This is a genomic window from Bacillus sp. SH7-1, from assembly GCF_008042405.1.
In the GTDB taxonomy this organism is placed as follows: Bacteria; Bacillota; Bacilli; order Bacillales; family Bacillaceae_G; genus Bacillus_A; species Bacillus_A thuringiensis_N.
This window is the reverse complement of the sequence record NZ_QNUD01000035.1, coordinates 31,483-54,602: the sequence shown is the minus strand read 5'-3', so window position 1 is coordinate 54,602 and position 23,120 is coordinate 31,483. Positions and strand designations below refer to the sequence as shown.

Genomic DNA, 23,120 nt, shown 5'->3' with positions numbered 1-23,120 from the left:
ATATATTTGAAAAATCGTTGATATATTTCAGAAAATAAAAAAGTGGATAACGACATGTTATCCACGCTCCCATAATTATAATAAAACCGAATCCTTATCACTATCCTGATTTCCCTTCTTATCATTCTCCAGAAAGAAAATCATTTTATTCATTTCTCAACTTATACTAGTATGGATAGCGCCAAGGAAGATGATGAAGAAATGAAATTAGAACGAACAAAAAAACCTGTAAAATTTATTACAGAGTTTTTTGCCGATTATTTATTGTTTTGCATACCGAATACGAACGTTATCGTCCATATGATAAATTTGTAATGTGTTTCCATCATCCTAATCACAGCGTCTTAATATATCCTGTTCAATATCTAATAAATATTTATTTTGTATAATCTTCATCCAAAACTCGAACCTTTTGAACATCTTTACTTGCCGAATCTTTTACTATAACACAACCACTTAATAATAAAGCAACTGGAACTGCCGCAGCTATCAGTTTCTTCACTTTCATACCTCATATCCCTTTAAATCATTTATCCTTAGTTGGTTTTACTACCGATACTCTTCGCTGCTTCTTCAAACAGTTTTGAACCTTCTTGTGCTTTACTTAATGATTGATGCATTTTACTCTCATCTTCTTGGTCTAATGCATCAAAGAGAAGTTGGAAACAATCCGCATACAGTTCCATCGATTGCTTTATCTTCGCTTGTTCTCCCTGTAATTCAGGAGGCGCTTGTAGATTCTTCAGTTTCGTTGCAGTTGCCTTTGCTCCACCTAAACTCAGTTGTACTTCACTTTTCTTTTGTTTGTATGATTTTACGTCTGAATCTGCTATTCCTTCAATTAATTTCATTGTATCTTCAATTTGAGTAGCACTGTTTATGATATCTGCCTTGTACCTTTCAACATCTGAACCAGTTACCTTACCAGTTGAAGAACTAGAAGAAGTTGAATTATTTGAAGCAGAACTTTGTTGACTACTTGATGAACTACTGTTTGTACCTTCACCTTTCGCTACAGATAAGCTATCCTCTTTCTTGCTATCAGTTGACTTACTCTCTTTTTCAGAAGCCTTATTCTCTTTCTCTACTTTTTGCGTTTCTTCTTTCTTTGGTTCATCAGCTTTCTTACCATCAGTTTCAATTGTAATACAACCGCTCAATAACATAACTGGTAATGCTAAACTTACTAATTTCTTTGCCTTCATGATTACTACTACCCCTTTATTTGTAAAATTTAGTGCAAACAAATTAACATACTTAACTAAGAAATTTCCCAAGAATAATTTATTAGAATCTACTCCCCTAGATATTTCCTGTATATTCATAATCTTTCCATATATCATTTTACAAAGAATTATATATTTGGTCAAAGGGATTTATTTTTAAAGGAAAATTTACTAAACGGAAAGAAAATTTTAATCACAAAGAAAAGAAGCTAACAATAAATTGTTAACTTCTCAACTTAAGCAAAATAGTATCTTTCCTTATCTTCTAATATCTAGGTTGTGATTGAATATTTGTAAGATGAACATCATACATATCAATGATTTCAAGAAATCTATCAGCTTCACGGAAAACGTGGTCTGCCAATAATGGGTGAATGATGCTCTTTATTTTGCATTGCTCAATTAAATCACGTGCTGTTTTCTTAAAATCCCGAAGAGATGCAACCGACACACGATTTTGATCTAAAAATTGATCTAAAAGAGGGACTGTTTGGGATTGTGGTTTCATTGATTCTAAATCAATTGCTTGATACATTAATGCATCAAAATCATTGCTAAAATTCCGAGCTGTATCTACAAGCTTTCTTTCCGATGGATCAAGAAGATGACCAATAAATTTAGCATGGTCTGCCATAATCCTTAGAAAGAAAACATTTTCTTTAATAATAGCATCAGGAAGAGCATCTAATTTCCCTTCATTTAATTCCATTAAACGTTTTCTAAAATAATCAGCTTCCCTACTTGTATGGTCAACTAACAGTGGAAAGTTATTTTGTCCTGGCAATTTACATGTGAGAATCAATCCTAAAATTTTTCGTTTAAATCCCCAAATATTAGTTGCGGCTTGTTGTACTTCTGCATTAAATCTTTTGATTTGCTCAGGATCTGTTTCATTTGTATAGGAATGCGCTATTTGTTCGATATGTTCAAACAATCGATAAAATTGATTCGCCTCTTCGATTAGTTGCGTATCCTCGCATCTAAATCCCAAGCGAAGAAAAAGAGAATGCTCCTTCATGATTCTAGACCAAAAACGAATTTCATTTAATGAACGCTCAACAAACATTACAGATGTAACACCTGTATCCGGATGTAATGAAGTTTCATCCCTATGCATTGTTAATCCCCCCAGTAATTACTACGCTAGTTTCATTCTTATGAGGAAACATATATATAAATACCATCAATAAAAGTTCATGATGAATTCCGTATACATGCTTCCAAAAAAGAAAAAATGCTACCACCTATATGTAAAGTTCTACTAGGTGGTAGCATTTCAAAATTTCTATTAAAGCAATACAGAATCTTTATCACTATCCTGATTACGTTTCTCTCGCTCTTCTTCTAAGCGCTTCATATAAACTTCGCCTTCTTTTTCAATAAACTCATTATCCATCTCTTGCTCTTTTTTTGAAGTATATAAAACCATGTAGCCACTTAATACGATCCCAACGATTACAAGATACACCCACCATGGTAAAGTTTCCACTCTACTTCATTCCTTTCCTTAGACAAGCCTTATTAGTTTCACTGTATGAGGAAAGAAGTAGATTTATGCTTAAAATTTTATCATTGTGGATTTTTCGCAAAGAACGCTTGTACATATTCCATAAACTCAATTGGTTCCTGGCGAAATGGTGCGTGGTATCCTTTTTCAATGATATGGAACGTGCTATTCGCAAATAGCCCATGATACAGTTCACCATTTTTCCAAGAAACACTCTTATCGTGTCGTCCCCATATAATTAAAGTCGGTACCTTAATTTTATCGGCTTCCATCGCAATGCGGCGCTCTCTCATTTTCGTCAGCTGATCATAATGCTCTTTATCGTCGCGACTATTTTTCACTGCATTTTTATTATAATCCGTAATCTCAGTTACTGTTTGAAGATCAGTTGATAGCGGCGGCACTTCATAACTTTCTTTTTGCTGGAAAGACTCAATTCCTGTAGAATCCGCTAAAACGAGATGCGTTACTGCATCCGGATATAAATACGCTAAATTTAGAGACATCTCTCCGCCCATCGAATGACCGAGCACCGCAAACTGATCGTATCCGAGCTTCTTCATTAACTTATAATATAAATTCACTTGCGCAGGAAACGAATACTCAAAATCAACTGGCTTAGAAGAACGCCCAAACCCTAAAATATCAACCGCAATAATCGTATGGTCCCGCGCTAGTTCCGGATAAATATCACTAAATCCATCTGAAGAACCACCAAACCCGTGCAGCATAAGTAAAGGTGGTTTCCCCTCACCAATTTGCTTAAAATAAATTGTCTGTCCGTCAATCTGTGCCATACTCTCTTTCGTATTCAGCTTCATCATAACAGTATCTTTCACTTCTCCAACCTTCGCAATCGGCTTATCAACGAAGTTACAAACAATTAACAAAACGAGCACAATACCGCTAATCATATAAAACTTAAACCGTTTCAAAATTCCCGTCTCCTTTCTCAAGTTGTTATTTAAAGTTTTTACATTTTTTGGTTGTTTTATGTTCTCTTTTTAATTGTAACTAATACGGTTACAATTATACCAAAAAAATATAACTCATTTCTATTACTAATGGTTATTTTGTAACTATTATAGTTACATATTTAAAGTAAGTCAATTCTTTTCTCTACATGGCCTAATAACAAAGAAAGAGACCTCGTTGTGAGGTCCCTTTCTTTGTTATTATAGTTGGCTTACTCCGCCGCCGTCTCCTCTATTATCTGCTGGTGCTCCGCCATCTCCTTTATTGAAGTTGGCTGGCGCTCCTCCTGTTTCACCAATGTTAAAGTAGTCTGGGTTTGCTGATGCTCCACCAGTATCCCCCTTATTAAAGCTAACATAATCTGGTCTTGCTGGTGCTCCTCCTGTGTCTCCTCTATTTAAATATTGATTTTGGGATCCAGCAAAGGAATTCAATCCAATTGAAAATGTCAATACTACACCCGTAATAAACAAACTAGTCTTTTTCATTTATTTTAACGCTCCCTTTTTTAAAATTCTCTTTTGGGCTTGACTACTAATAAAAAAGTACTTACTAGCTTTTTCATAATTTTCTTCCTGATAAAACTTATAAGCTAATATTTCCATATATTCTTTAACACATTCTAAAAGAGAATGTTCTTCAAAATATAAAATCCCTTCTAAAGTTACTTTCTCTAATTGACTTGCACTGGATTTAATATTCAACTCTTTTAAAATTATAAATCGATATTGGAATTCTTTATTTTGTAATTCGTTGCAAATTCTTAAGCCTAATTCTATTAACTCATTAGCAGTTTCTACCCTACCTAATTTATAATTTTCTTCCGCTTCAGTAAAAATTGCTTTAAAATTTTTAGGCATTTTTTGAGTAACTTCACTTAAATGTCTAATCGCTAAATCAGATAAATCTTGACTGCCATATAGCCATCCTAAATTATTTCTAACCATTAAAATATACTTCTCATGCTTAGCTTGTTGGAAAACATTTAATGCATCATTAAAATTTTCCTCCGCTAATTCAAATTGTCTTAAGTCTATACAACATAACCCCAATATATTCTCACATAAAGCCAAATTAATCTCATATCCTGGTTGCTTCGTAAAATCTTCTTTTGCCTTTTTCAAATAATCAATCGCATTGATTTGTTGATAAGAATGATAATAGAAATTCCCCATCCGATAATTAAACTCCGCATGTTCTATCGGATCGGCAATATATTTCAATAACTTCTCAGCTTGCTCATACTGTTCTTTCGCTTCGTTATAATTTGAAATTAATGTGCAATGAAACCCTTTAAAAAAGTGATAGTAATAAGCTAGAAAACCTTCTGTCGGGATTTCAAAAGATTCCACTTTATCAAAACTATCTTCTCTCACCCCAATCCAATCAACTAATGCATCATACCTAAAATTCAACAACGCATGATAAAGCAATACATCCTGATCCACATCCAGCCCACTAATCTTACTATCAAGCTCTTCTTTCATTTCTGTGGCCTTCTCTATATTTTGCTGCAACATTACACGATACCAATCATCTAAAGAATGTTTCATTTGCTCCCGCGTTACTACATCTGCTCCCATACACCCGCATCTCCTTTTTTCCAAAATTACAAAATTAGGATTTTTATACAATTATCAAAATTTTATATTAACACTCCTTTTCTATGTATTGAAAAATAATTATCAGAAAATTAAATATTTTAATTGATTATACCAAAGTTTTCCTTTTCAATAACTTGAGAAACATTTTTCAGAAAATTTATAGGCGAAATAAAAAAGCAAGCAGTTTCAGCATTCCGCTAAAACTACTTGCTCTCCTACTTATTATCTCTACTTTTACTCTTTAATAAATTCCTTCGTACTTCTCACTGTATCAATTGGACGAACTAATTTTTCGATTTCTTCACGTTTTGGCTCTAGGAATGGAGGTAAAGATAATTTTTCGCCAAGTGTTTCGTATGGCTCATCTCCCATAAATCCTGGGCCGTCTGTTGCAAATTCAAATAAGATTTGTGGTGCAACTCTTGCGTATAATGATTCGAAGAAGTGACGGTCTACATAGCCAGATGAAGGAAGCCCTACGCTACTTATTCTCTCGATCCATTCTTCTAATACAGCGCGATCTTCTACGCGGAATGCAGCATGGTGCACTGTACCAAAACCTTGTCGTGCTTCTGGAAGAACCGTATTATGTTCTACAATGACAGAGGCACCGTTTCCGCCTTTGTTCACTTCAAATAAATAGAATTCTCCTTCTTGCGCAACCTCTTTAAATAATAAAACTTTTTCTAACACTTCTTTGAAGAAACTAAAGTTTGCAATACGGATGAATACAGGTCCTAAACCAGTAATTGCATATTCTAATGGAACTGGACCGTTTTGCCACGGTGTACCTGATTCGATCCCTTTATCTAATTCATCAGAAATTAATTGATAGTGTTGATCATCGAAATCAACGAAAGAAAGAGTTTTCTTACCAAATTGCTCTTTAATTCCTGTATGTTCGACTTCAAGACGGTCAAAACGTTTTACCCAATATGCTAACGCTGCATCAGTTGGCACTCGGAATGACGTTTTTGAAATTTCATTTGTACCGTGTACTCCTTTTTGAATACCTGGGAAGTCAAAGAATGTCATATCTGTTCCTGCACTACCTTTATCATCTGCAAAGAATAAATGATACGTTTGAATATCATCTTGGTTTACTGTTTTTTTAACTAAACGCATTCCTAAAACGTGAGTGAAAAATTCATAGTTCTTTTCTGCACTACTTGTAATCGCTGTAACGTGGTGAATTCCTTTTAATTGGTTCATTTTCTATTCCTCCAGTGGTTTTAAATTTTATATTTTCTCTTCTATTACTTCTCTTCAATAGGTGCTAAATTCGCTTCAATCTCTGCACGCTGATCTTCTAAGAACGGTGGTAAATCAAGTTTTTCTCCTAAATGTTCCACATCGCCATCAACTGTAAATCCTGGTCCATCTGTCGCAATTTCAAATAAGATTCCGTTTGATTCGCGGAAATATAAGCTTTTAAAATAGAAACGGTCGATGATCCCTGAAGACTGGAAGCCTCTTTTTATCACCTGTTCTTCCCAATAAGCAAGCTCTGCATCGTTTTTCACACGAATTGCTAAATGGTGAATGCTACCGCGGCCTGGCTTTTCAGTAGGACCATCTAAATATTTCACAACGATTTCTCCAAAAGCTTCTCCTTTAATGGACTGAAAAATCGCTTCTTCGTCATTTCGGCTAACCTCTGTATAACCAAACATCTCTGTAAGTGTACTCGCCATTTTATCAAGTCTACGAACTGTCATTTCCACAGAACCCATTCCTTGAATTTGATGCTTTGCAGGAACTTCTGATTTCTCCCAAGTTTCCCAGTGCTCTACTTTTTCTCCGTTTGAAACGAGTAGTACTAAGCGAAGACCTTCAGCATCCTCAAATTGCAAAGCAGGACGATTTGCATATGTTGTCATTTCACTATGTTTTACATCAAATTCTTCAAATCGTTCTTTCCAGTAATGCAAGCTATCCTCTGAAGGAACAAGTAATCCAATTCGAGTAATGGCATTCGTACCGCGGTACGTTTTTCCTACTAAAGGAATTTCAAAAAATGATAATTCTGTACCTGGACTTCCTATTTTATCTCCGTAAAATAAGTGATACATTGATGGATCATCTTGGTTTACTGTCATTTTCACGCGACGTAAACCAAGTACATTTTTATAAAAGTGATTATTTTCATTTGCATTTTTCGTAACCATTGAAATGTGATGATGCCCTTTAATTTCATACATTGTTTATTCCTCCGTTTCGTTTTACTAGTCAAGTGATAACTAAAAAAATAACATTTCCCACAACTAATATGGTTTTTAGCGTTTTAATTTATTCTCATTATGTTTTTGTAAATTCATCTTAGTTTTTACTGCATAAGTTACTTTGTTTTGTAAGTCGAAAGCAAGTGAGTGTATGTTTTTCATATGACTCAATCGCTTTCGTTACTATCACTTTACACCTCAAGTGATTAAAAAGCAAGTGGTTTATCTCAAATTCGAGATATTTTTTTGTATCGTATTATTTACTTCCTATAAAAATAGCCTCACTAAGCTTTTAAAACTTAATGAGGCCACTTGATTCACACTATTAATTATGGAACGTCGGTTTATAGAACGAACGATTATCAAGTGCAAAGACACGCTCAGTGTATTCACCTGGTTTTGTGCGTCCTAATGCACGGTCCATCATGTTCATTTTTGCATCTAAGTTATCGATGTAATGCAGAATTTCTGCTTCTTTTACTAATGGTGGTTTTGGGCTACCCCATTCTGCTTTTCCGTGGTGAGAAAGGACAATGTGTTGAAGAATTAATACTTCTTCTGCATCGATTTGCAATTCGTCTGCTGCTTTACCAATTTCGTTCACCATGATAGAGATGTGGCCTAGTAAATTTCCTTCTAACGTATACGTTGTAGAAATTGGGCCAGATAATTCGATTACTTTACCAAGGTCATGTAAAATCACGCCTGCATATAGTAAGTCTTTATCTAATGATGGGTATAGATTTGAAATAGCTTTCGCTAAATCCAGCATCGATACGACATGATAAGCTAGTCCAGATACGAACTCGTGATGGTTCTTTGTCGCTGCTGGATACTCTAAAAATTCGTTTTGATGCTTATTTAATAAATGTCTTGTTAGACGCTGAATGTTCGGGTTTCTCATTTCAAATATGTATTGCGTAATCTTTTCAACCATATCTTCTTTTTTCACTGGTGCTTTTTCTACGAAGTCCGAGATGTCTGTTACTTCATTTTCATTTGCAACACGGATTTGTTTCACACGTAATTGAATACGTCCTTTGTAGTTTAGAATATCTCCAGCTACTTTAACGATTGTTTCTGCTACATATTGTTTCTCAACTTCTGGTGATACATCCCATAGCTTCGCTTCAATATCTCCACTTGGATCTTGTAAGATTACTGTTAAAAACGGCTTTCCATTGCTTGCTAGACCTTTTGTCGCTGTTTTAATTAACAAGAAAACATCGACTTGTTCACCAACTTCATATTCTGCAATTTTCTTTTTCATTCGAATTCCTCCACCAAATCAGTTACTTTTAGTATAGCACACTACAACTCATTTTCTTTACGCTTATGCGTTAATTTTATAATCTGCTTTTCTGTAAAGAACGATAATAAATGAGCGTGACATGTAAAGAAGATGACTTGTCTATCTTTTGCGATTTCCTTTATTAGTTCAATTGTGCGATTCGTCCTTACCGCATCGAAATGTACGAAACTATCATCAATAATAAATGGATAATCATGCTCGAATGTTTTCGCTAATGCAAATCTCAGCGATAAATATAACTGTTCCGCTGTCGCTTGGCTTAGTTCATGACTGTAAAAACGCATACCGTCGTTACGTTCCACAATAAACGGCTCCGCCTCTGACGGTGAAAAGATTTTACTATATCGCCCGCCTGTTAAATAGACGAAATACTCTTCTGATTTTTGTAAAATACGAGGAAGATGTACTTCATGATAATATTGTTTCGTTTTCGTTAACACTGTCTTTGCGGCCGCATAAGCAGCCCATTTCTTCACTTGTTCACGCACTTGCGCTTTTTTCATTTCCCATTCATGCATTAAATCACCGTACGTACTACCTTCTTCTAAATTCGCAATTTCCATACGATGTTTCGCAATGCGCTCTGTCAGTTCTTTCTCTCTCGTAAGATAGTTTTGTGCGGCTGTTATTTCTTGCTTTAATTTTTCATCATAACCGTCAGCCTCATAATGTTCAGCTAATGATAAACTCGTTAAGCGTTGTTCTAACAGATCAATTTGCGGTAATAAACGCCCTACTTGTTTCTCAGCATCTTCACGTTTTTCTGCCAGTTTACCTGCTTCTAAAAACATCTCTTCATCTGTAGAATCTGCGATATGCCATAATCCATCTCGTTCTACTAACAGTTGTTTCAATTGCTCTTGCATGAACTCATATTCTTCTTGCCATTCAGCTAGCTTCTCTTTTAACTGCTTACAAGTTTGGCGTTTCTCTTTCTCATGTTGCATACGACTTTGCGCCTCGTGCAGCTTCCTATACTCCGCGCTACCGATAACAGTTTTTAGTTTATGTTCAAATTGCGAAATCATTTCATATAATGAAGATTTCCGCGCGCCTTGCTTCTCTAATTCTCGATATAATTGTTGTATTTTTTCCATACGCTCAAACGCCGGCAATATGTGTGCATACGTATAAAATTCAGGGAACATATAGCGTACTTTATATGCATTAACTTGTTCACTAATGCGGAACGTTTCTCTCTCCCATTCCTCATACGATGAAACGACTTTATCATACGCTCGCTCCATTTGCTGCAATTTATAAGACTCTCGCTCAAATAGCTTACGAATCTCTTCGTCTTTTTCTAACTCATAGCGAACAGACATCGCTTCTTCACTTTGTCTCCCGCCAGCACTTTGCTGAAGAGTTAGAAGCTCTTCTTGTAATCCATTTGACGGATCTTTATATAAAACAAGAGCAAGAACAATCCCTACAAAAACAATGACGCTAATAAATAAGAGCGGGCGGTTGTCCATAAATAAGCTCGTAAATAAAATGCCTGTGTTAATAAGAAGTAACAGAAGACAAATTCTTTGCCACTGTTTTTTCTTTTGCACCGCTGCTCCTGCTTTTTCCTCATATTTGCGCTTCATTCTCTCAGCGCCCATACCAATAAACGCCGCATCTTGAAACGACTTCTCTTTCTCACTTAACGCATTTCGCTCTTCATCCGCTAACATTTGTTTCTGAACCTGTCTTATATTTTCTTCTTGTTCTTCTAATTGCTCCTGCGCTACTTTAAAGCGATCATCAAGCTGTACTTTTTGCGTTTCTAATTCGCGCGCCTTTTGCACTGTTTGCGTAATCAGCTCTTTCGTTGCCAAACTCATATCAAACGAAAGGACTGTTTCTTTTTCAAAAGTAGCACCGATTTGTTGCTCTAGCTCTGCGATTTCTTCTTTTATATTCGCAATACTTCCTGTCATATCACGCATTTCTTGGCGTGCATTTTCATAAGACATATGCTGCATACGAAGTTCTTCCACGTAACTTTCTTTATGTAAAAACTCTTCATCTATTTGAATCGATTCAATTTCCGATTGTACATTCTCTATTTTTTTATAGAGCGAATCAACTTGCAACTGGAGCGGCTCCATCTTCGCCTTAATTGCTTCATAACGCGCCATTCCGTTTACCGGAAACTGCCCATTCTCTTTTTCTAGCACTTTCTCATGCGCACGCTTTTCAATAACGAGCGGTTCAAGCGCCACTAATATTTCATAATCTTGCTTTCGTTTTTCCGCACTCTCTTTCTCCGCACGAACAGACGCGAGCTTCTCTTCACTTTCTTTTAACTGCTCGACCTGTTTTTCATACGTGCCAATTTTCCCTTGCCACTCTTTCATCTTCTCTTCCAGCTTCTTCATTTCTTGCAGTGACACGTTAATTTCTGGCTTACGGCCACTCGGCTTAAAACGCTGATCCATTTCTTTTTCTAGCTTTTTATCGAGCTGCAATAACGCATCGCTTCCGACTGCACTTGCCGAAAATAAATAATTGCCGATATCCGCTTCGCCGAGCTGATGAATATTTTGAAGGCCGTGCATATCAAATGAAAAGACTGATTCAAATAAACTTTCATTCATCCCGCTTAATATATCGTGTAAAATTTCCTCGTTGCCCGTTTTCCCGTCTTCAAAATAAACGGTCACCTCGCCAGCTGCCGTCTTTGGCAATCGTTCAATTTTCAAACGACCGTATTTCTCTGTTTGTACAGTCATCGCACCGCCATACTTACCGCCTTCTTTCGGTTCATACCGGCGCTGTCCTCTCGTCGGAAAACCGAATAAAATACTTTTCATAAATGAGCGAATTGTCGATTTCCCCGCTTCATTTTCACCGTACAACACCGTCAGCAATGAAAGATCCATTTCTACATTTTCTAATTTTCCGTATCCATAAATATGGAGTTTTTCAATTCTCATTTCTTATCCCTCTCTTGCTGGAATAATTGCTCTAAAATAATATTTTCCGCTTCCTTTTGAATCTCTTTCTTCTCTTCTTCTGTAAAAGATTCAATACTATTACGCGCTACAGGAGATGTCCAAATCGTGCGTAACACGCCGTCCATATTGTTGAAAGCTTCTAACTCCTTCAGCACACTACCGACGAAATGATTTTCTTCTTTCAAACGTTCGATTTCCGCAAACGAAACCGTCTCATTTTTCCACTTCATCGCATATACAAAATCTTTTCGCTCTTCTCCAGATGCTAAAATATGAAAAATCTCTTCCACACGCTTTTCATCACGCAAATAAGGAGAAAGTGGGCCTTGTCCTGTAAATACGACAGTTAGTAGCGTCCCTTCCTCTTCTCTTCGGCACTCATTCATCGCACTTGATGCTGCCGTCATAAGGTCATCGACAGTTTCAAGCCCATCAATACTCACTTCTATCTCATCCCATACAACATCCGCCGTATGGAAAAATGAGCAATGCGTTCCTTGTTTCGTAAGTTCAATAAGGTACGCACCCTTCTCACCTGTTTCCTTACGATGACGCCCTTGTATGTTCCCCGAATAAATAATATATGGCTCTTCTGATAAAATTTCACGTTTATGTATATGGCCAAGAGCCCAATAATCAAACTGCTTTTCCTTCAGCTCACGAATTTGAAACGGTGCATAGCGATTATGCTCTGCATCTCCTTCCACACTTCCGTGAATCATACCAATATGAAAAGGCGCATCACTCATTTTCGTATACTGCGCTGTCATATTATCCGTTACCGCTTGCTGCAAATAACTAAACCCGTAAACAGAGGCTAACAGCTTACCATTTTTATAAAATGATTTCTCTTCTACATAAGGCTCCGTAAACACATGAACATTTTCCGGAAACTCAATTGCAGCCCAGCTTCCCCCTAAATGATCATGGTTACCGTGAATAATAAAAACAGGGATATCGTACTGCGAAAGTCTCTTCATTTGCTCACGCACAAACACTTGCGCTCTCAAACTTCTCGTCTCTGCATCATATAAATCCCCGGCTAGTAATACGAAATCAACGCGCTCTTGAATCGCTTTATCAACAATACGTTCGAACGATTCAAACGTACTCTGCTTCATTCTTTCCCAAACAGACTGCGGTACATTCATCTCCATCCCTTTAAACGGACTATCCAAATGCAAATCAGCCGCATGTATAAACTTCACTTGTTTCACAAATAACGATCCTTTCTTTTCCGTACTTTACTACGAATAGTAAATCTAGTGTCCAAAAAACTTCCCCTTTATTTTACCACGCAATGTCATATATTTCTTTGCATATTCTATTGATTTATGCCAAAATAGTTATAAGATTCTGATTTTTATTATTGGAGGGAATTTTCATGGGAGTATACGTTCTAACAGTCTTTGAAAAAGATGGTTCAAAAGCATTAGACGAATCATTCGAGGCGGCAAATGAAAAAGAAGCGAAAGCAAAAGGTGAATCTATTTTAAAAGAAAAAGGATTGTATGAAAAAACACATCGCTGCACATCTACTGCAGGTAAGCTCGTTTTATTCCAGCGCTAAAAAAAGAAGCGTCATCCGCTTCTTTTTCACTCTACTATATCTTCGTCACACCACGTAAATACCACATCTAGAATGCGATTACCGATACGTACGCGCTTATTCCATTTTCCTGCTTGGATCTGATGTTGCAATTCTGCTTTCATCTTTTCCGTCCAGTCGTGAATCGTTTCACTACCGTCGTACGGATATACGCTTGGAAACTCTTCCTGCAGTAGATGTAAGCTCTCTGCATCAAAATGAAAATGGAAGAAGTAGTTTGCTGTAAGCGATGGTTCTTGCAATCGTAAAAAATGATCATCAATTTGCTTTCTATTTCTATAGAAAGTAAAGATATTCACTTTACCGCTCGTAATTTGGTCAATTTGAATTTCGTGCTTCTCTATAATCACGTCTTGCCCACCTCGTTATATACTACCTTTAGTATATATGTCTTTTGCAACAAAGTTAACCATTTTCGCGCGAAATTCATTTCCTTCATTATATTACCTGTACCTCCAAGTACAATCAGAACAAATAAAAACAAAGTTGAAGGGGAGCGATCACATGTATTTCGGAAGCAAAGGTTGGTATGTAAAAGAACTTAAAAAATTAGGTATTCGTACTTATGAAGGTAAAAAACTAGAATCGTATCGTACGCATGTGTTATCTAGTTTACTTGAGAGAATGAAGAAAGCTTCGGCTTAATAAAAAATAGAAGAAGCTACTTTTAAAGTAGCTTCTTGCTTTTGAAAAATTTACTATCCTTCGTACCAATCATAGCCTAAATGAATAACATTCGCCTTCATATAAGACAATGAATTCTCCTCAAGAAACGTCTCATAGTCCACTAAATTATCCATTCCAAACCTATCATTCCGAAACCACGTTGCGTCACATTCATCACAAACATATACAACTTTATTTATATCTTTAATTTCTGCTTTATAAACGAGACCATTTCCATCACATCTTGGACAAACAACTTTCCCTTTAAATAGCTCCATTTAGACTTCCTCCACCACAAACTTTTAATGCCTTAACTATATAACAGAATGAATAATTGTTTTTTAAGCCATATATTTTATTTTGTAATTATTTTTTATTTTTTTCTTTTATCTTCTCTACTTCATTTTTTATATCCTCAGATACAGCCACATCTATATTCCCTTTATATTTCTTGTATTCTTGGAGTAACATATTTGTATTTTGGTTAAATGCCACCAGAGTCCCACTAGGTGATTCTGTTTGTTCCTTTAAAGATGTAATGGTTCCGTACATCTTTTTGTATTCATCATAAAGTTCTTTGTACTTATTTGGATTTTCTTTTGCAGCTTCAGACATTGTTTTTAATTGACCTTCCATATCGCTATATATTACAGAAGATTGAGCCACCATTGAATTTAGAGATTTTCTCTTAGCATGAATAGCTACGTTAAAGTCTCGGCGATCATCAATAGCTTTAGACCAAACCTCGGAATATTGCGGTAAAACAAAAGTAGCAACAAACCCCATTAGTTCAATATTATAATAAAATTCCGCTGCCGCTTGAACATATCTAGCTTCACGTTCCTTCTTTTCTTTTGCTTCTTTAGCATTTTCTTGTAATACGTTCATACTCACAAGGGCTATGATAATTACAATAACCCCTAAAATTCCCCAGATTATCTTTTTATTCATGCTGACTCCCCCATTTATGTATAATCTTTAAATTATATTTATAAAAACAAAATAAAAGCACTCTTTCGGGTGCCTTCAACTTTAGTTTTTATTGGGCTAGTTCTTCATGTTTACTCCCTTTTTTTAATTTCTATTCCTTATATATTTAACAAAGTAAGCATCCAAGCTGAAAATGCTATAATAAATCCAACTACACTAAGGGGGAACATTACTTTGCACGGAAAACACATTCAATTTCACAAGTTTGGCAACCCAAAAGATGTATTACAAGTTGAATATAAAAATATAGAACCATTAAAAGAGAATGAAGTTCTCGTTCGTATGTTAGTTAGACCGATTAATCCATCTGACTTAATCCCCGTAACCGGAGCGTATGCACATAGAATTCCTTTACCTAACATACCTGGTTATGAAGGTATTGGTATTGTAGAGGACGTTGGCTCTTTCGTTTCTAAAGACCTTATCGGTAAACGTGTTTTACCGTTACGCGGAGAAGGTACTTGGCAAGAATATGTGAAGACGTCAGCTGATTTTGTAGTTCCTATTCCTGATTCCATCGATGATTTCACAGCAGCACAAATGTATATTAATCCTCTTACGGCGTGGGTTACATGTACAGAAACGCTAAACTTACAACAGAATGATGTTTTATTAGTGAATGCTTGTGGATCCGCAATTGGTCATCTTTTTGCACAGTTATCACAAATTTTAAACTTCCGACTTATTGCCGTGACAAGAAATAATAAGCATACAGAAGAGTTACTGCGCCTGGGTGCTGCATATGTAATCGATACTTCCACTGCCCCGCTTTATGAAACCGTTATGGAGTTAACAAATGGGATTGGTGCGGATGCTGCAATTGATTCTATCGGGGGACCGGATGGAAATGAATTAGCTTTCTCCTTGCGTCCAAACGGGCACTTTTTAACGATCGGTCTTCTATCAGGTGTACAAGTTAACTGGGCAGAGATTGTCACGAAAGCAAAATTGCACGCAAACATATTTCATTTACGACATTGGAATAAAGAAGTGTCACCATATAAATGGCAAGAGACGTTTCGTCATTTAATTCACTTAGTAGAAAATAAGCAATTACGTTTTATGAAAGTACATTCTACGTATGACTTAGCGGATGTGAAAACGGCGGTTGATGTTGTGCAGTCTGCTGAGAAAACGAAAGGGAAAGTGTTTTTGACGAGTTATTAACTACAATCGAAGAAGTCTTTTTGATTGGCCTTTTAAATAGACTAGATAGTACGTTCAGGAATACCCAATTGTAAGTATCTGGTATAATTATATTAAAAGGTGAAAGGAGATCCTAACATGTGGTTACTTACGGCAATTGCGCCTGTTGTAATAGTCGGGGGAATTGTAGTCTATGTGATTGGAAGGCTTAAACATAAATATAACAACGGCACATTAGGTAAGAAAAAGTCAAAAAACGCTCAAATTTTATTAGATAGCTTCATACCAATGGGAATGCTCGTTGGCTGTATAATCGGTTTGATTTTCGGTATGTTTTTCCCAGATTTCTCACTGCTTTCCATTAGTTTAGGATCCGGAATCGGCTATTTATTGGGGTTTTTCGCCTATGAATTTTATAGCAAGACAGGAAACAACTTCTCATAATCCAAAAAGAATAAGCGGAACAGTACATAGTAGTCATATACAATATGTACTGTCCTTTATTTTTGTATCAACACTATCACCTTACCTTTCACCTACTATACACCTTCTTTATTCATTTTCCTCTCCTCCCCTTTTTGCATATCCGCTTTTTTATTTTCATTGGATCTATATCCAAAGTAAAGTAGCGCACATGTAATAACAGAACCTGCAATATATCCTAAAAAACATCCTAACCAAAACATATTGTAACCGCCTCCATTCATAATAAATTTTATGTAATATAACTCTTTACATGCTTCATCGTTTATTTCTATCAACTATACACTCTCTAAACTTATTCATACCACTAATTCTCTCATTATCTCAAATAACAATTTTATTATTTGTCATAAAGTTAACACCTTCGTTAAATACATATACATTTTCCATATTATTACTTTTATCTTCAGAAATAATATACTCCATTTGATATAAGCGAGCTAGTACGTCGGCCCTTCTCTATTTTAACTTTAGTCATGAACAAAAGAAAAATAAAAAAATCCCCTCAAAGCATAAACTTCAAGGGGTGAGCCTGTTTTTTATTTACTTATATACGTACAGCTGTACCACTTACAGCAACCATTAACATTCCATCACGAACAACTTCGTAATCTACGTCAATACCAACAATAGCGTTTGCACCTTTTTGTTTTGCAAGTTCTTTCATTTCATCCATTGCGATATCACGAGCTTCTTTTAGCTTGCTTTCATAAGAACCAGCACGACCACCGACAACATCACGAACAGAAGCGAATAAATCGCGGACAATATTTGCACCCATAATAGCTTCACCATTTACAATATCAATATACTCAATAATTTCTTTACCTTGAATTCCAGAAGTTGTTGTTACAATCATGACTGACACTCTCCTAATAAGTTGTAGTTTTAATTAGCTTTCTTATGTCTTTATTATGACATGGAAAAAGTAACGAATCTATTGAATTACCTTACAGGAATGTGACAGTTTTGTAAGAATAAAACGCGCATTATGTTTAATTTTAATAAAGCGCTTTAATATTGGGATACATAAAAGATTCTCTATTTTCTTTCCAGTCCTTTTCTACTTCTTTAAAAGTTGGTCGCCCTAATTCTTCATTGTTTTTCTGTTTACGAAACCATTTCTTCACATACTGATCTCCATTTTTATTTTGAACTGTACAAAGGAAGCTATTACTACTATCCTTTAATATTTTTACAATCACGAAAAGACACCTCTTTCCTTTTAAATAACAGAATAGAACTTGATCTTTTACTATAAGCCCTTCCTCTCTTATAGTCATACGACTCCTCGGCCGCGCCAAAGTTGTAAGATCAAAAAATGATATTCACTATGTTTAATATGTGACGTACCTATTATTTAAAGAAATCAGAGTTATAAGCATTATGCTTATCAAATATTTTATAGATTTCTAACTTATCATCTAATTTTGCATCTACTAAAATTAATATATTCCCATCGTAAATATACTCTTCATATTTCTTAGCATGTTCTTCTGGGATTCCTAATCCTATAAATGCTCCTATTAAACTTCCAGCTCCTCCGCCAATACCGGCTCCTCCAATAGCTGCTGCGATAGGTCCTGCTGCTACAATTGGACCCATTCCAGAAACGGCAAGTATACCAAGACCTGTTAATAAACCACCGAGTCCGCCTGCTACTCCTCCTGCCACAAGCCCTGTCGCTGAAAAGATATCCGCTTTATGTGCAGTTTCATGATTCACTTTTTCACCCGATTTTTCTTCCAGATGTTCAATTTCCTTTTGATCCTTTGCAATAGCTGAAATGTTATCAACTGAATATCCTTTATCTTTTAATTCATTAATAACGAGTGCCGCATCATCGACCGTTCTAAAAACACCTACTATTTTTCTATCTACATTCATAACTATTAACCTCCTAAAGTTTTATATAATGTATCTTTATCTTTCTTCATTTCTGTATACACTAATCTTCTTATTAACATAACCATTTACGAAAAAAGCAAATAGTAAAAGCATTACAAGCGAACTACTTAACAAGTAAATTAAATCAAATGTAATATCAATCATCATTTCATTCATGTATACCAGACTCCTTTTTATTTAAAGTAAAAGTATATTTTTATAGACTAGAAATCTTATAATTCATCTTCAGCCAATCTCTTTGTAGTATATGTATACCCTTCGTAATCCTTTCTAAACATAAAAAACTATAATTATATTTTTTCTTATTTATATGTTTAACATTTTTTAAAACGGGTATGTTTATATTGTTATGCTTACTATATGGAAAGGAATATTACGATGAACGCCATTCACTCTACTACTATTTCTTATAATGAAACACCTACAATAACTCAGATTCATCATTTTTATGCTTTAATGACAACATTTCAAGCTAATTTGTTTATAAGTAAACATGGAACAATGACATCAATTAAAAATTTAAGCACTCTAGTATCCTTTTTCCTTACTGTAAAAAAGAGAGATCTTATATTATTTATTTTTGAAGGAATAGATGCAAAAAGAGCTTTAAGAACACTCTTCCCTTCTTAGAATGTTTGTTATCCTCTATTCCCTCGTTTACTACCTTTCATATATGTTTTTATATTTCAAAATGATTTCCTCTATTAAAAAAGAACCCCCTAATACAATAGGGGGATTTCTAGTTTGGCCTTATGAAAACTGATATAATATATATTACGTTTTTCATTCTTTAAAATAGAAAAGTTTTAATAACCTTGAAGGTAGGAATTTTTAATGAACTCGAAAGCAAAATTTAGTATTCGCTACAAAATTATGGCTGGTTATTTAGTTATCATTTTGTTCTTACTTATTTCTTTCATTATGCTAAACAATCAGATTTCCAATTTACAAAAATCTCGTAATTTTATTATTGATCACGATTTTAAAGTTCTTAATTTAACGAATCAAGTGGAGAAAGAATTGCTAACAATTGAAAATAAAGCGAAAGGATTTATCACTTCTAATGATGCAAATTACGTTCAATCCCTTAACGCCGCAGAAAAGGATTATGAAAAACATTATCAAGATCTTTTTGCTCTATTAGAGGATAACCCTTCTCAGCAAGAAAAATTAAAGCAGATTAATGAAAACATTACTAATTGGATTAATAAAGAGATTCATCCACTCATTACGAATAACAATAGTAATAACGTACAAGCAATCGATACGACTCAAATTCAATCATTACAATCGCAGGTAACTAACTTCCGTAGTGTAGAGGAACAACTAACGAAAAAAAGAGCTGCACAACTAGATACTAAAAATAATAAATTAGAGATTTGGTTATACAGTTTATTGTTCTTACTTTCTTGTTTTGCCATTATCGTTTCACTCTATATTTCGAATTCCATTACAAAAACGATTAAAAATGTAATTCAAGCTATTAAATCCATTTCTTCGAAAGAAAAAATTACGGAAAGAATTCATGTAAACAGCCATGATGAAATAAAAGATCTTGCTCATACAACAAATCACCTACTAGACGAAATATCGAAAAGAGAATGGTTACAAACTGAGCTTGCAGAATTAATTTTAATGTATCAAGGTGTATCTTCTATTGAGATGTTAGGTAACAAAATTTTGAGTGGAATTATACAAAAAACGCAAACTTCTTGCGGTGCATTTTATGTACGTGAAGAAGTTGAAGAAACTGTCTACTATGTGAAAAAAGCTTCTTTCGCCGATCAAGGTGCTGATATTGGAAAACAATCCATTAAAATGGGTGAAGGTTTCATTGGACAGACTGCTTTAGAAAAGAAAAGTTTTATTCTCAGTGACATACCCGAAGAGTTTCGTTATGTCACTAGTGGAGTATTAGAAATACGTCCTAAAAATCTACTAGTCATCCCTATCTTATTTGAGGATGAAGTGATCGCAGTAATGGAGTTAGTAAGTGTAACTGAGATTTCAGACTTACATCAAGATTTAATTCAACAAACTGTTGATAATCTAGGTTTAACAATCCATAGTATTATGGGACGTATGCGAATTCAAACTCTTTTACATGAATCACAAGCAATGACAGAAGAGTTACAAGTTCAATCAGAAGAATTACAAACGCAAGCGGAAGAACTACAAATGCAAGCTGAGGAATTAAGAACAACGAATGAACAGTTAGAGTCTAGAACTGAAGAGGCTGAGCAAAAGACAGCTGACTTACAAATTACTAAATTAGAATTAGAAGAAAAAGCAAGCGAGTTGTTACGTAGCTCAAAATACAAATCAGAGTTCCTAGCAAATATGTCACATGAATTACGTACACCATTAAATAGTATTTTACTATTATCTGAAATGTTAAGAGAAAATCATGATAATCATTTATCCGATGATGAAATTGAATTAGCAACCGTCATTCATTCATCAGGGAAAGATTTACTTACTTTAATTAATGACATACTAGATTTATCTAAAGTAGAAGCCGGAAAACTAGACGTCATTTTCGAAGCAACGAACATAAGTGATATGGCGGCAAGTATGCACCAAAACTTCTTACATATCGCTGCACAAAAAAATGTTGAATTTACTGTTGAAGACAGTGATACGATTCCTGATTTGTTTTACACAGATGCAAAACGGATTGAACAAATTATTAAAAACTTATTATCCAATGCATTTAAATTCACGGAAAAAGGATCTGTCTCTTTACATTTCGATTCAATAGAAACAAGTAATGTAAGTCATGATATGCAGTCTGTAAGTAAAGACTGGATTACAATTTCAGTAAAAGATACTGGTATCGGTATTGCTAAAGAACAGCATCAACTTATTTTCGAAGCCTTTCAACAGGCAGATGGCGCAACGATTCGGAAATATGGTGGTACAGGCTTAGGGTTATCTATTTGTAAAGAGTTTGCTAGATTGTTAGGTGGTTGGATTACGTTGGAGAGTCATGTAGGAGAAGGCAGTACTTTCACCGTGTATATCCCTAACCTTCCAAATGGATTACATGATATACAAGTATCCAATTTAGAAGTCGCAGCAACAGTAGATGAAGTTATTCCTGCTGAAGTTGTTGAGGAAACTATAGTGATTCCAGAAACAAGTAACGTCTTCCAAGAGAAAACCATTTTAATTGTCGATGATGATCATCGAAATATATTTGCGTTACAAAATGCATTAAAAAAACAACATGCCAACATTATTACTGCCCAAAACGGTATAGAGTGTTTAGAAGTGCTAAAAAGCAATACAAATATCGACCTTATTTTAATGGATATTATGATGCCAAATATGGACGGTTATGAAACGATGGAACATATCCGAATGAATTTAGGGTTACATGAAATACCTATTATCGCATTAACTGCTAAAGCAATGCCAAATGATAAGGAAAAATGTTTATCTGCTGGCGCTTCAGATTATATAAGTAAACCATTAAATTTACATCAACTCTATTCGGTAATGAGTGTATGGTTAATAAAATAAGTGAGGTTTAGTTTCAGTGGAAAATAAGTATTATAATTTTGATCCATCAGTAGATATGGATAAGCGTACGAACTTAGAAATTGACTTACTATTAGAAGCGGTATTTAAACTATCCGGATTTGATTTTCGCCAATATGCTCGCACATCTATTTATAGGCGGATTTGCAATAGAATGCAGCTCTCTAATATCCCTACCATTTCAAAATTAATTGAAAAGGTAATTCATGAGGAAGGGTTTTTAGAACAGTTATTAAACGATTTCTCGATTAATGTAACTGAGATGTTCCGTAACCCTATCTTTTTTAAGGCGCTAAGAGAGCATGTTATTCCTGAATTAAGAAAGCATCCTGAAATTAGAATTTGGCATGCTGGATGTGCAACTGGTGAAGAAGTATTATCAATGTCCATCTTACTTCACGAAGAAGGATTAAGTGAAAAAGCTGTTATTTACGCAACAGATATGAATACAGATGTGTTAGAAAAAGCAAAACAAGGTATTCTTCCGTTAAATAAAATGCAAACTTATACGAAAAACTATTTACAAGCTGGCGGTACACAAGCATTTTCTAACTATTATTCAACAGATAATCGTTTTGCTTATTTTAATCCATCACTTTTACAAAACATTATTTTTGCACAACATAATTTAGTAACCGATCAATCTTTTAACGAATTTCATATTATACTTTGCCGTAACGTTTTAATTTACTTTACAAGTAAACTTCAAAACCAAGTACAACAACTATTTTATGAAAGTTTAAGTCACAATGGATTCCTATGTTTAGGGAATAAAGAAACTCTTCGTTTCTCGGATATCATGCCGCATTATACCCAATTTAATCCTAGTGAACAAATTTATCAAAAAATACAATAAAAAGCGTATGAAATCCTCTGTTTGGATTTCATACGCTTTTTATTTCGCATTCGTTTGTATCATAATGAGACACATATCATCTGATTGCGCTCATTATACCCAATTTAATCCTAGTGAACAAATTTATC

The 23,120-nt window shown here is 34.9% G+C and carries 26 protein-coding genes and 1 pseudogene; 7 read left to right on the top strand and 20 right to left on the bottom strand.

What is annotated here, in order from left to right:
* Window positions 1-333: 333 nt before the first annotated feature.
* The 12 genes and pseudogenes from DN390_RS31385 to DN390_RS23900 all read right to left on the bottom strand — a co-directional run.
* Window positions 334-508 (bottom strand): annotated as a pseudogene (locus DN390_RS31385) (DUF3994 domain-containing protein); the annotation flags it as partial.
* A 28-nt stretch (window positions 509-536) separates the two neighbouring features.
* Window positions 537-1,205 (bottom strand): DUF7018 domain-containing (lipo)protein, encoded by a 669-nt coding sequence (locus tag DN390_RS23955; RefSeq protein WP_147808680.1) that lies wholly within the window; start codon window positions 1,203-1,205, stop codon window positions 537-539.
* 286 nt (window positions 1,206-1,491) lie between these two features.
* On the bottom strand, window positions 1,492-2,343 hold the full coding sequence (locus tag DN390_RS23945) for a DUF2935 domain-containing protein (RefSeq protein ID WP_000554487.1): 852 nt from the start codon (window positions 2,341-2,343) through the stop codon (window positions 1,492-1,494).
* A gap of 171 nt (window positions 2,344-2,514) precedes the next feature.
* A complete protein-coding gene (locus tag DN390_RS23940; RefSeq protein WP_000449229.1) occupies window positions 2,515-2,715 on the bottom strand; it encodes a sporulation YhaL family protein in 201 nt (66 codons plus the stop codon).
* Window positions 2,716-2,795: 80 nt separating this feature from the next.
* A complete protein-coding gene (locus DN390_RS23935; RefSeq protein WP_147808678.1) occupies window positions 2,796-3,668 on the bottom strand; it encodes an alpha/beta fold hydrolase in 873 nt (290 codons plus the stop codon).
* A gap of 240 nt (window positions 3,669-3,908) precedes the next feature.
* Window positions 3,909-4,196: a hypothetical protein gene (locus DN390_RS23930; protein ID WP_147808677.1), complete on the bottom strand. Its 288-nt coding sequence runs from the start codon at window positions 4,194-4,196 to the stop codon at window positions 3,909-3,911.
* On the bottom strand, window positions 4,197-5,291 hold the full coding sequence (locus tag DN390_RS23925; protein ID WP_147808676.1) for a response regulator aspartate phosphatase: 1,095 nt from the start codon (window positions 5,289-5,291) through the stop codon (window positions 4,197-4,199).
* 255 nt (window positions 5,292-5,546) lie between these two features.
* Window positions 5,547-6,524, bottom strand: coding sequence for a ring-cleaving dioxygenase (locus DN390_RS23920; RefSeq protein WP_147808675.1), 978 nt, complete (start codon window positions 6,522-6,524; stop codon window positions 5,547-5,549).
* A gap of 44 nt (window positions 6,525-6,568) precedes the next feature.
* Complete coding sequence (locus DN390_RS23915; protein ID WP_147808674.1) at window positions 6,569-7,513, bottom strand: ring-cleaving dioxygenase; 945 nt, start codon at window positions 7,511-7,513, stop codon at window positions 6,569-6,571.
* A 346-nt stretch (window positions 7,514-7,859) separates the two neighbouring features.
* Window positions 7,860-8,804, bottom strand: a complete 945-nt coding sequence (gene yhaM, locus DN390_RS23910; RefSeq protein ID WP_000726652.1) for a 3'-5' exoribonuclease YhaM — start codon at window positions 8,802-8,804, stop codon at window positions 7,860-7,862.
* Window positions 8,805-8,845: 41 nt separating this feature from the next.
* Window positions 8,846-11,770, bottom strand: a complete 2,925-nt coding sequence (locus DN390_RS23905) for an ATP-binding protein (RefSeq protein ID WP_147808673.1) — start codon at window positions 11,768-11,770, stop codon at window positions 8,846-8,848.
* A complete protein-coding gene (locus DN390_RS23900) occupies window positions 11,767-13,008 on the bottom strand; it encodes a metallophosphoesterase family protein (protein WP_147808672.1) in 1,242 nt (413 codons plus the stop codon). Before DN390_RS23900 ends, DN390_RS23905 begins: the two co-directional genes overlap by 4 nt.
* 167 nt (window positions 13,009-13,175) lie before the next feature.
* Between DN390_RS23900 and DN390_RS23895 the strand changes: the two genes are divergently transcribed.
* Window positions 13,176-13,361, top strand: coding sequence for a YhzD family protein (locus DN390_RS23895; protein WP_147808671.1), 186 nt, complete (start codon window positions 13,176-13,178; stop codon window positions 13,359-13,361).
* Window positions 13,362-13,387: 26 nt separating this feature from the next.
* Here the strand turns inward: DN390_RS23895 and DN390_RS23890 are convergent, their stop codons facing one another.
* Entirely contained in the window at window positions 13,388-13,750 is a 363-nt protein-coding gene (locus DN390_RS23890) for a hypothetical protein (protein ID WP_147808670.1), read from the bottom strand.
* 154 nt (window positions 13,751-13,904) lie between these two features.
* Here DN390_RS23890 and DN390_RS23885 point away from each other — a divergent pair, with 154 nt between their 5' ends.
* Window positions 13,905-14,045: a YflJ family protein gene (locus tag DN390_RS23885; protein WP_000273536.1), complete on the top strand. Its 141-nt coding sequence runs from the start codon at window positions 13,905-13,907 to the stop codon at window positions 14,043-14,045.
* 53 nt (window positions 14,046-14,098) lie between these two features.
* Here DN390_RS23885 and DN390_RS23880 read toward each other — a convergent pair whose 3' ends face one another.
* Both DN390_RS23880 and DN390_RS23875 read right to left on the bottom strand, forming a co-directional pair.
* Window positions 14,099-14,344, bottom strand: a complete 246-nt coding sequence (locus DN390_RS23880; RefSeq protein WP_060629817.1) for a hypothetical protein — start codon at window positions 14,342-14,344, stop codon at window positions 14,099-14,101.
* Window positions 14,345-14,432: 88 nt separating this feature from the next.
* Window positions 14,433-15,017 carry a hypothetical protein gene (locus DN390_RS23875; protein WP_147808669.1) on the bottom strand — a complete coding sequence of 195 codons (585 nt, stop codon included), beginning with the start codon at window positions 15,015-15,017 and terminating at the stop codon, window positions 14,433-14,435.
* A 213-nt stretch (window positions 15,018-15,230) separates the two neighbouring features.
* Here DN390_RS23875 and DN390_RS23870 point away from each other — a divergent pair, with 213 nt between their 5' ends.
* Complete coding sequence (locus DN390_RS23870) at window positions 15,231-16,223, top strand: zinc-dependent alcohol dehydrogenase family protein (protein ID WP_147808668.1); 993 nt, start codon at window positions 15,231-15,233, stop codon at window positions 16,221-16,223.
* Window positions 16,224-16,340: 117 nt separating this feature from the next.
* Entirely contained in the window at window positions 16,341-16,646 is a 306-nt protein-coding gene (locus tag DN390_RS23865; protein WP_147808667.1) for a hypothetical protein, read from the top strand.
* A 95-nt stretch (window positions 16,647-16,741) separates the two neighbouring features.
* Here the strand turns inward: DN390_RS23865 and DN390_RS30805 are convergent, their stop codons facing one another.
* From DN390_RS30805 to DN390_RS30800, 5 genes are all read right to left on the bottom strand, one after another.
* Window positions 16,742-16,888 (bottom strand): hypothetical protein, encoded by a 147-nt coding sequence (locus DN390_RS30805; protein ID WP_179955778.1) that lies wholly within the window; start codon window positions 16,886-16,888, stop codon window positions 16,742-16,744.
* A gap of 344 nt (window positions 16,889-17,232) precedes the next feature.
* Window positions 17,233-17,544 (bottom strand): YbjQ family protein, encoded by a 312-nt coding sequence (locus tag DN390_RS23860; protein WP_000637510.1) that lies wholly within the window; start codon window positions 17,542-17,544, stop codon window positions 17,233-17,235.
* Between the two features lie 142 nt (window positions 17,545-17,686).
* Window positions 17,687-17,890: a DUF4028 family protein gene (locus DN390_RS23855; RefSeq protein WP_063222075.1), complete on the bottom strand. Its 204-nt coding sequence runs from the start codon at window positions 17,888-17,890 to the stop codon at window positions 17,687-17,689.
* Window positions 17,891-18,041: 151 nt separating this feature from the next.
* Window positions 18,042-18,572: a general stress protein gene (locus DN390_RS23850; protein ID WP_147808666.1), complete on the bottom strand. Its 531-nt coding sequence runs from the start codon at window positions 18,570-18,572 to the stop codon at window positions 18,042-18,044.
* Window positions 18,573-18,608: 36 nt separating this feature from the next.
* Window positions 18,609-18,749, bottom strand: a complete 141-nt coding sequence (locus DN390_RS30800) for a hypothetical protein (RefSeq protein ID WP_016089038.1) — start codon at window positions 18,747-18,749, stop codon at window positions 18,609-18,611.
* Window positions 18,750-18,971: 222 nt separating this feature from the next.
* Between DN390_RS30800 and DN390_RS23845 the strand changes: the two genes are divergently transcribed.
* From DN390_RS23845 to DN390_RS23835, 3 genes are all read left to right on the top strand, one after another.
* On the top strand, window positions 18,972-19,223 hold the full coding sequence (locus DN390_RS23845) for a hypothetical protein (RefSeq protein ID WP_147808665.1): 252 nt from the start codon (window positions 18,972-18,974) through the stop codon (window positions 19,221-19,223).
* A gap of 204 nt (window positions 19,224-19,427) precedes the next feature.
* Entirely contained in the window at window positions 19,428-22,118 is a 2,691-nt protein-coding gene (locus DN390_RS23840) for an ATP-binding protein (RefSeq protein ID WP_147808664.1), read from the top strand.
* Between the two features lie 16 nt (window positions 22,119-22,134).
* On the top strand, window positions 22,135-22,992 hold the full coding sequence (locus tag DN390_RS23835) for a CheR family methyltransferase (protein ID WP_147808663.1): 858 nt from the start codon (window positions 22,135-22,137) through the stop codon (window positions 22,990-22,992).
* The last annotated feature ends 128 nt before the right edge of the window (window positions 22,993-23,120 follow it).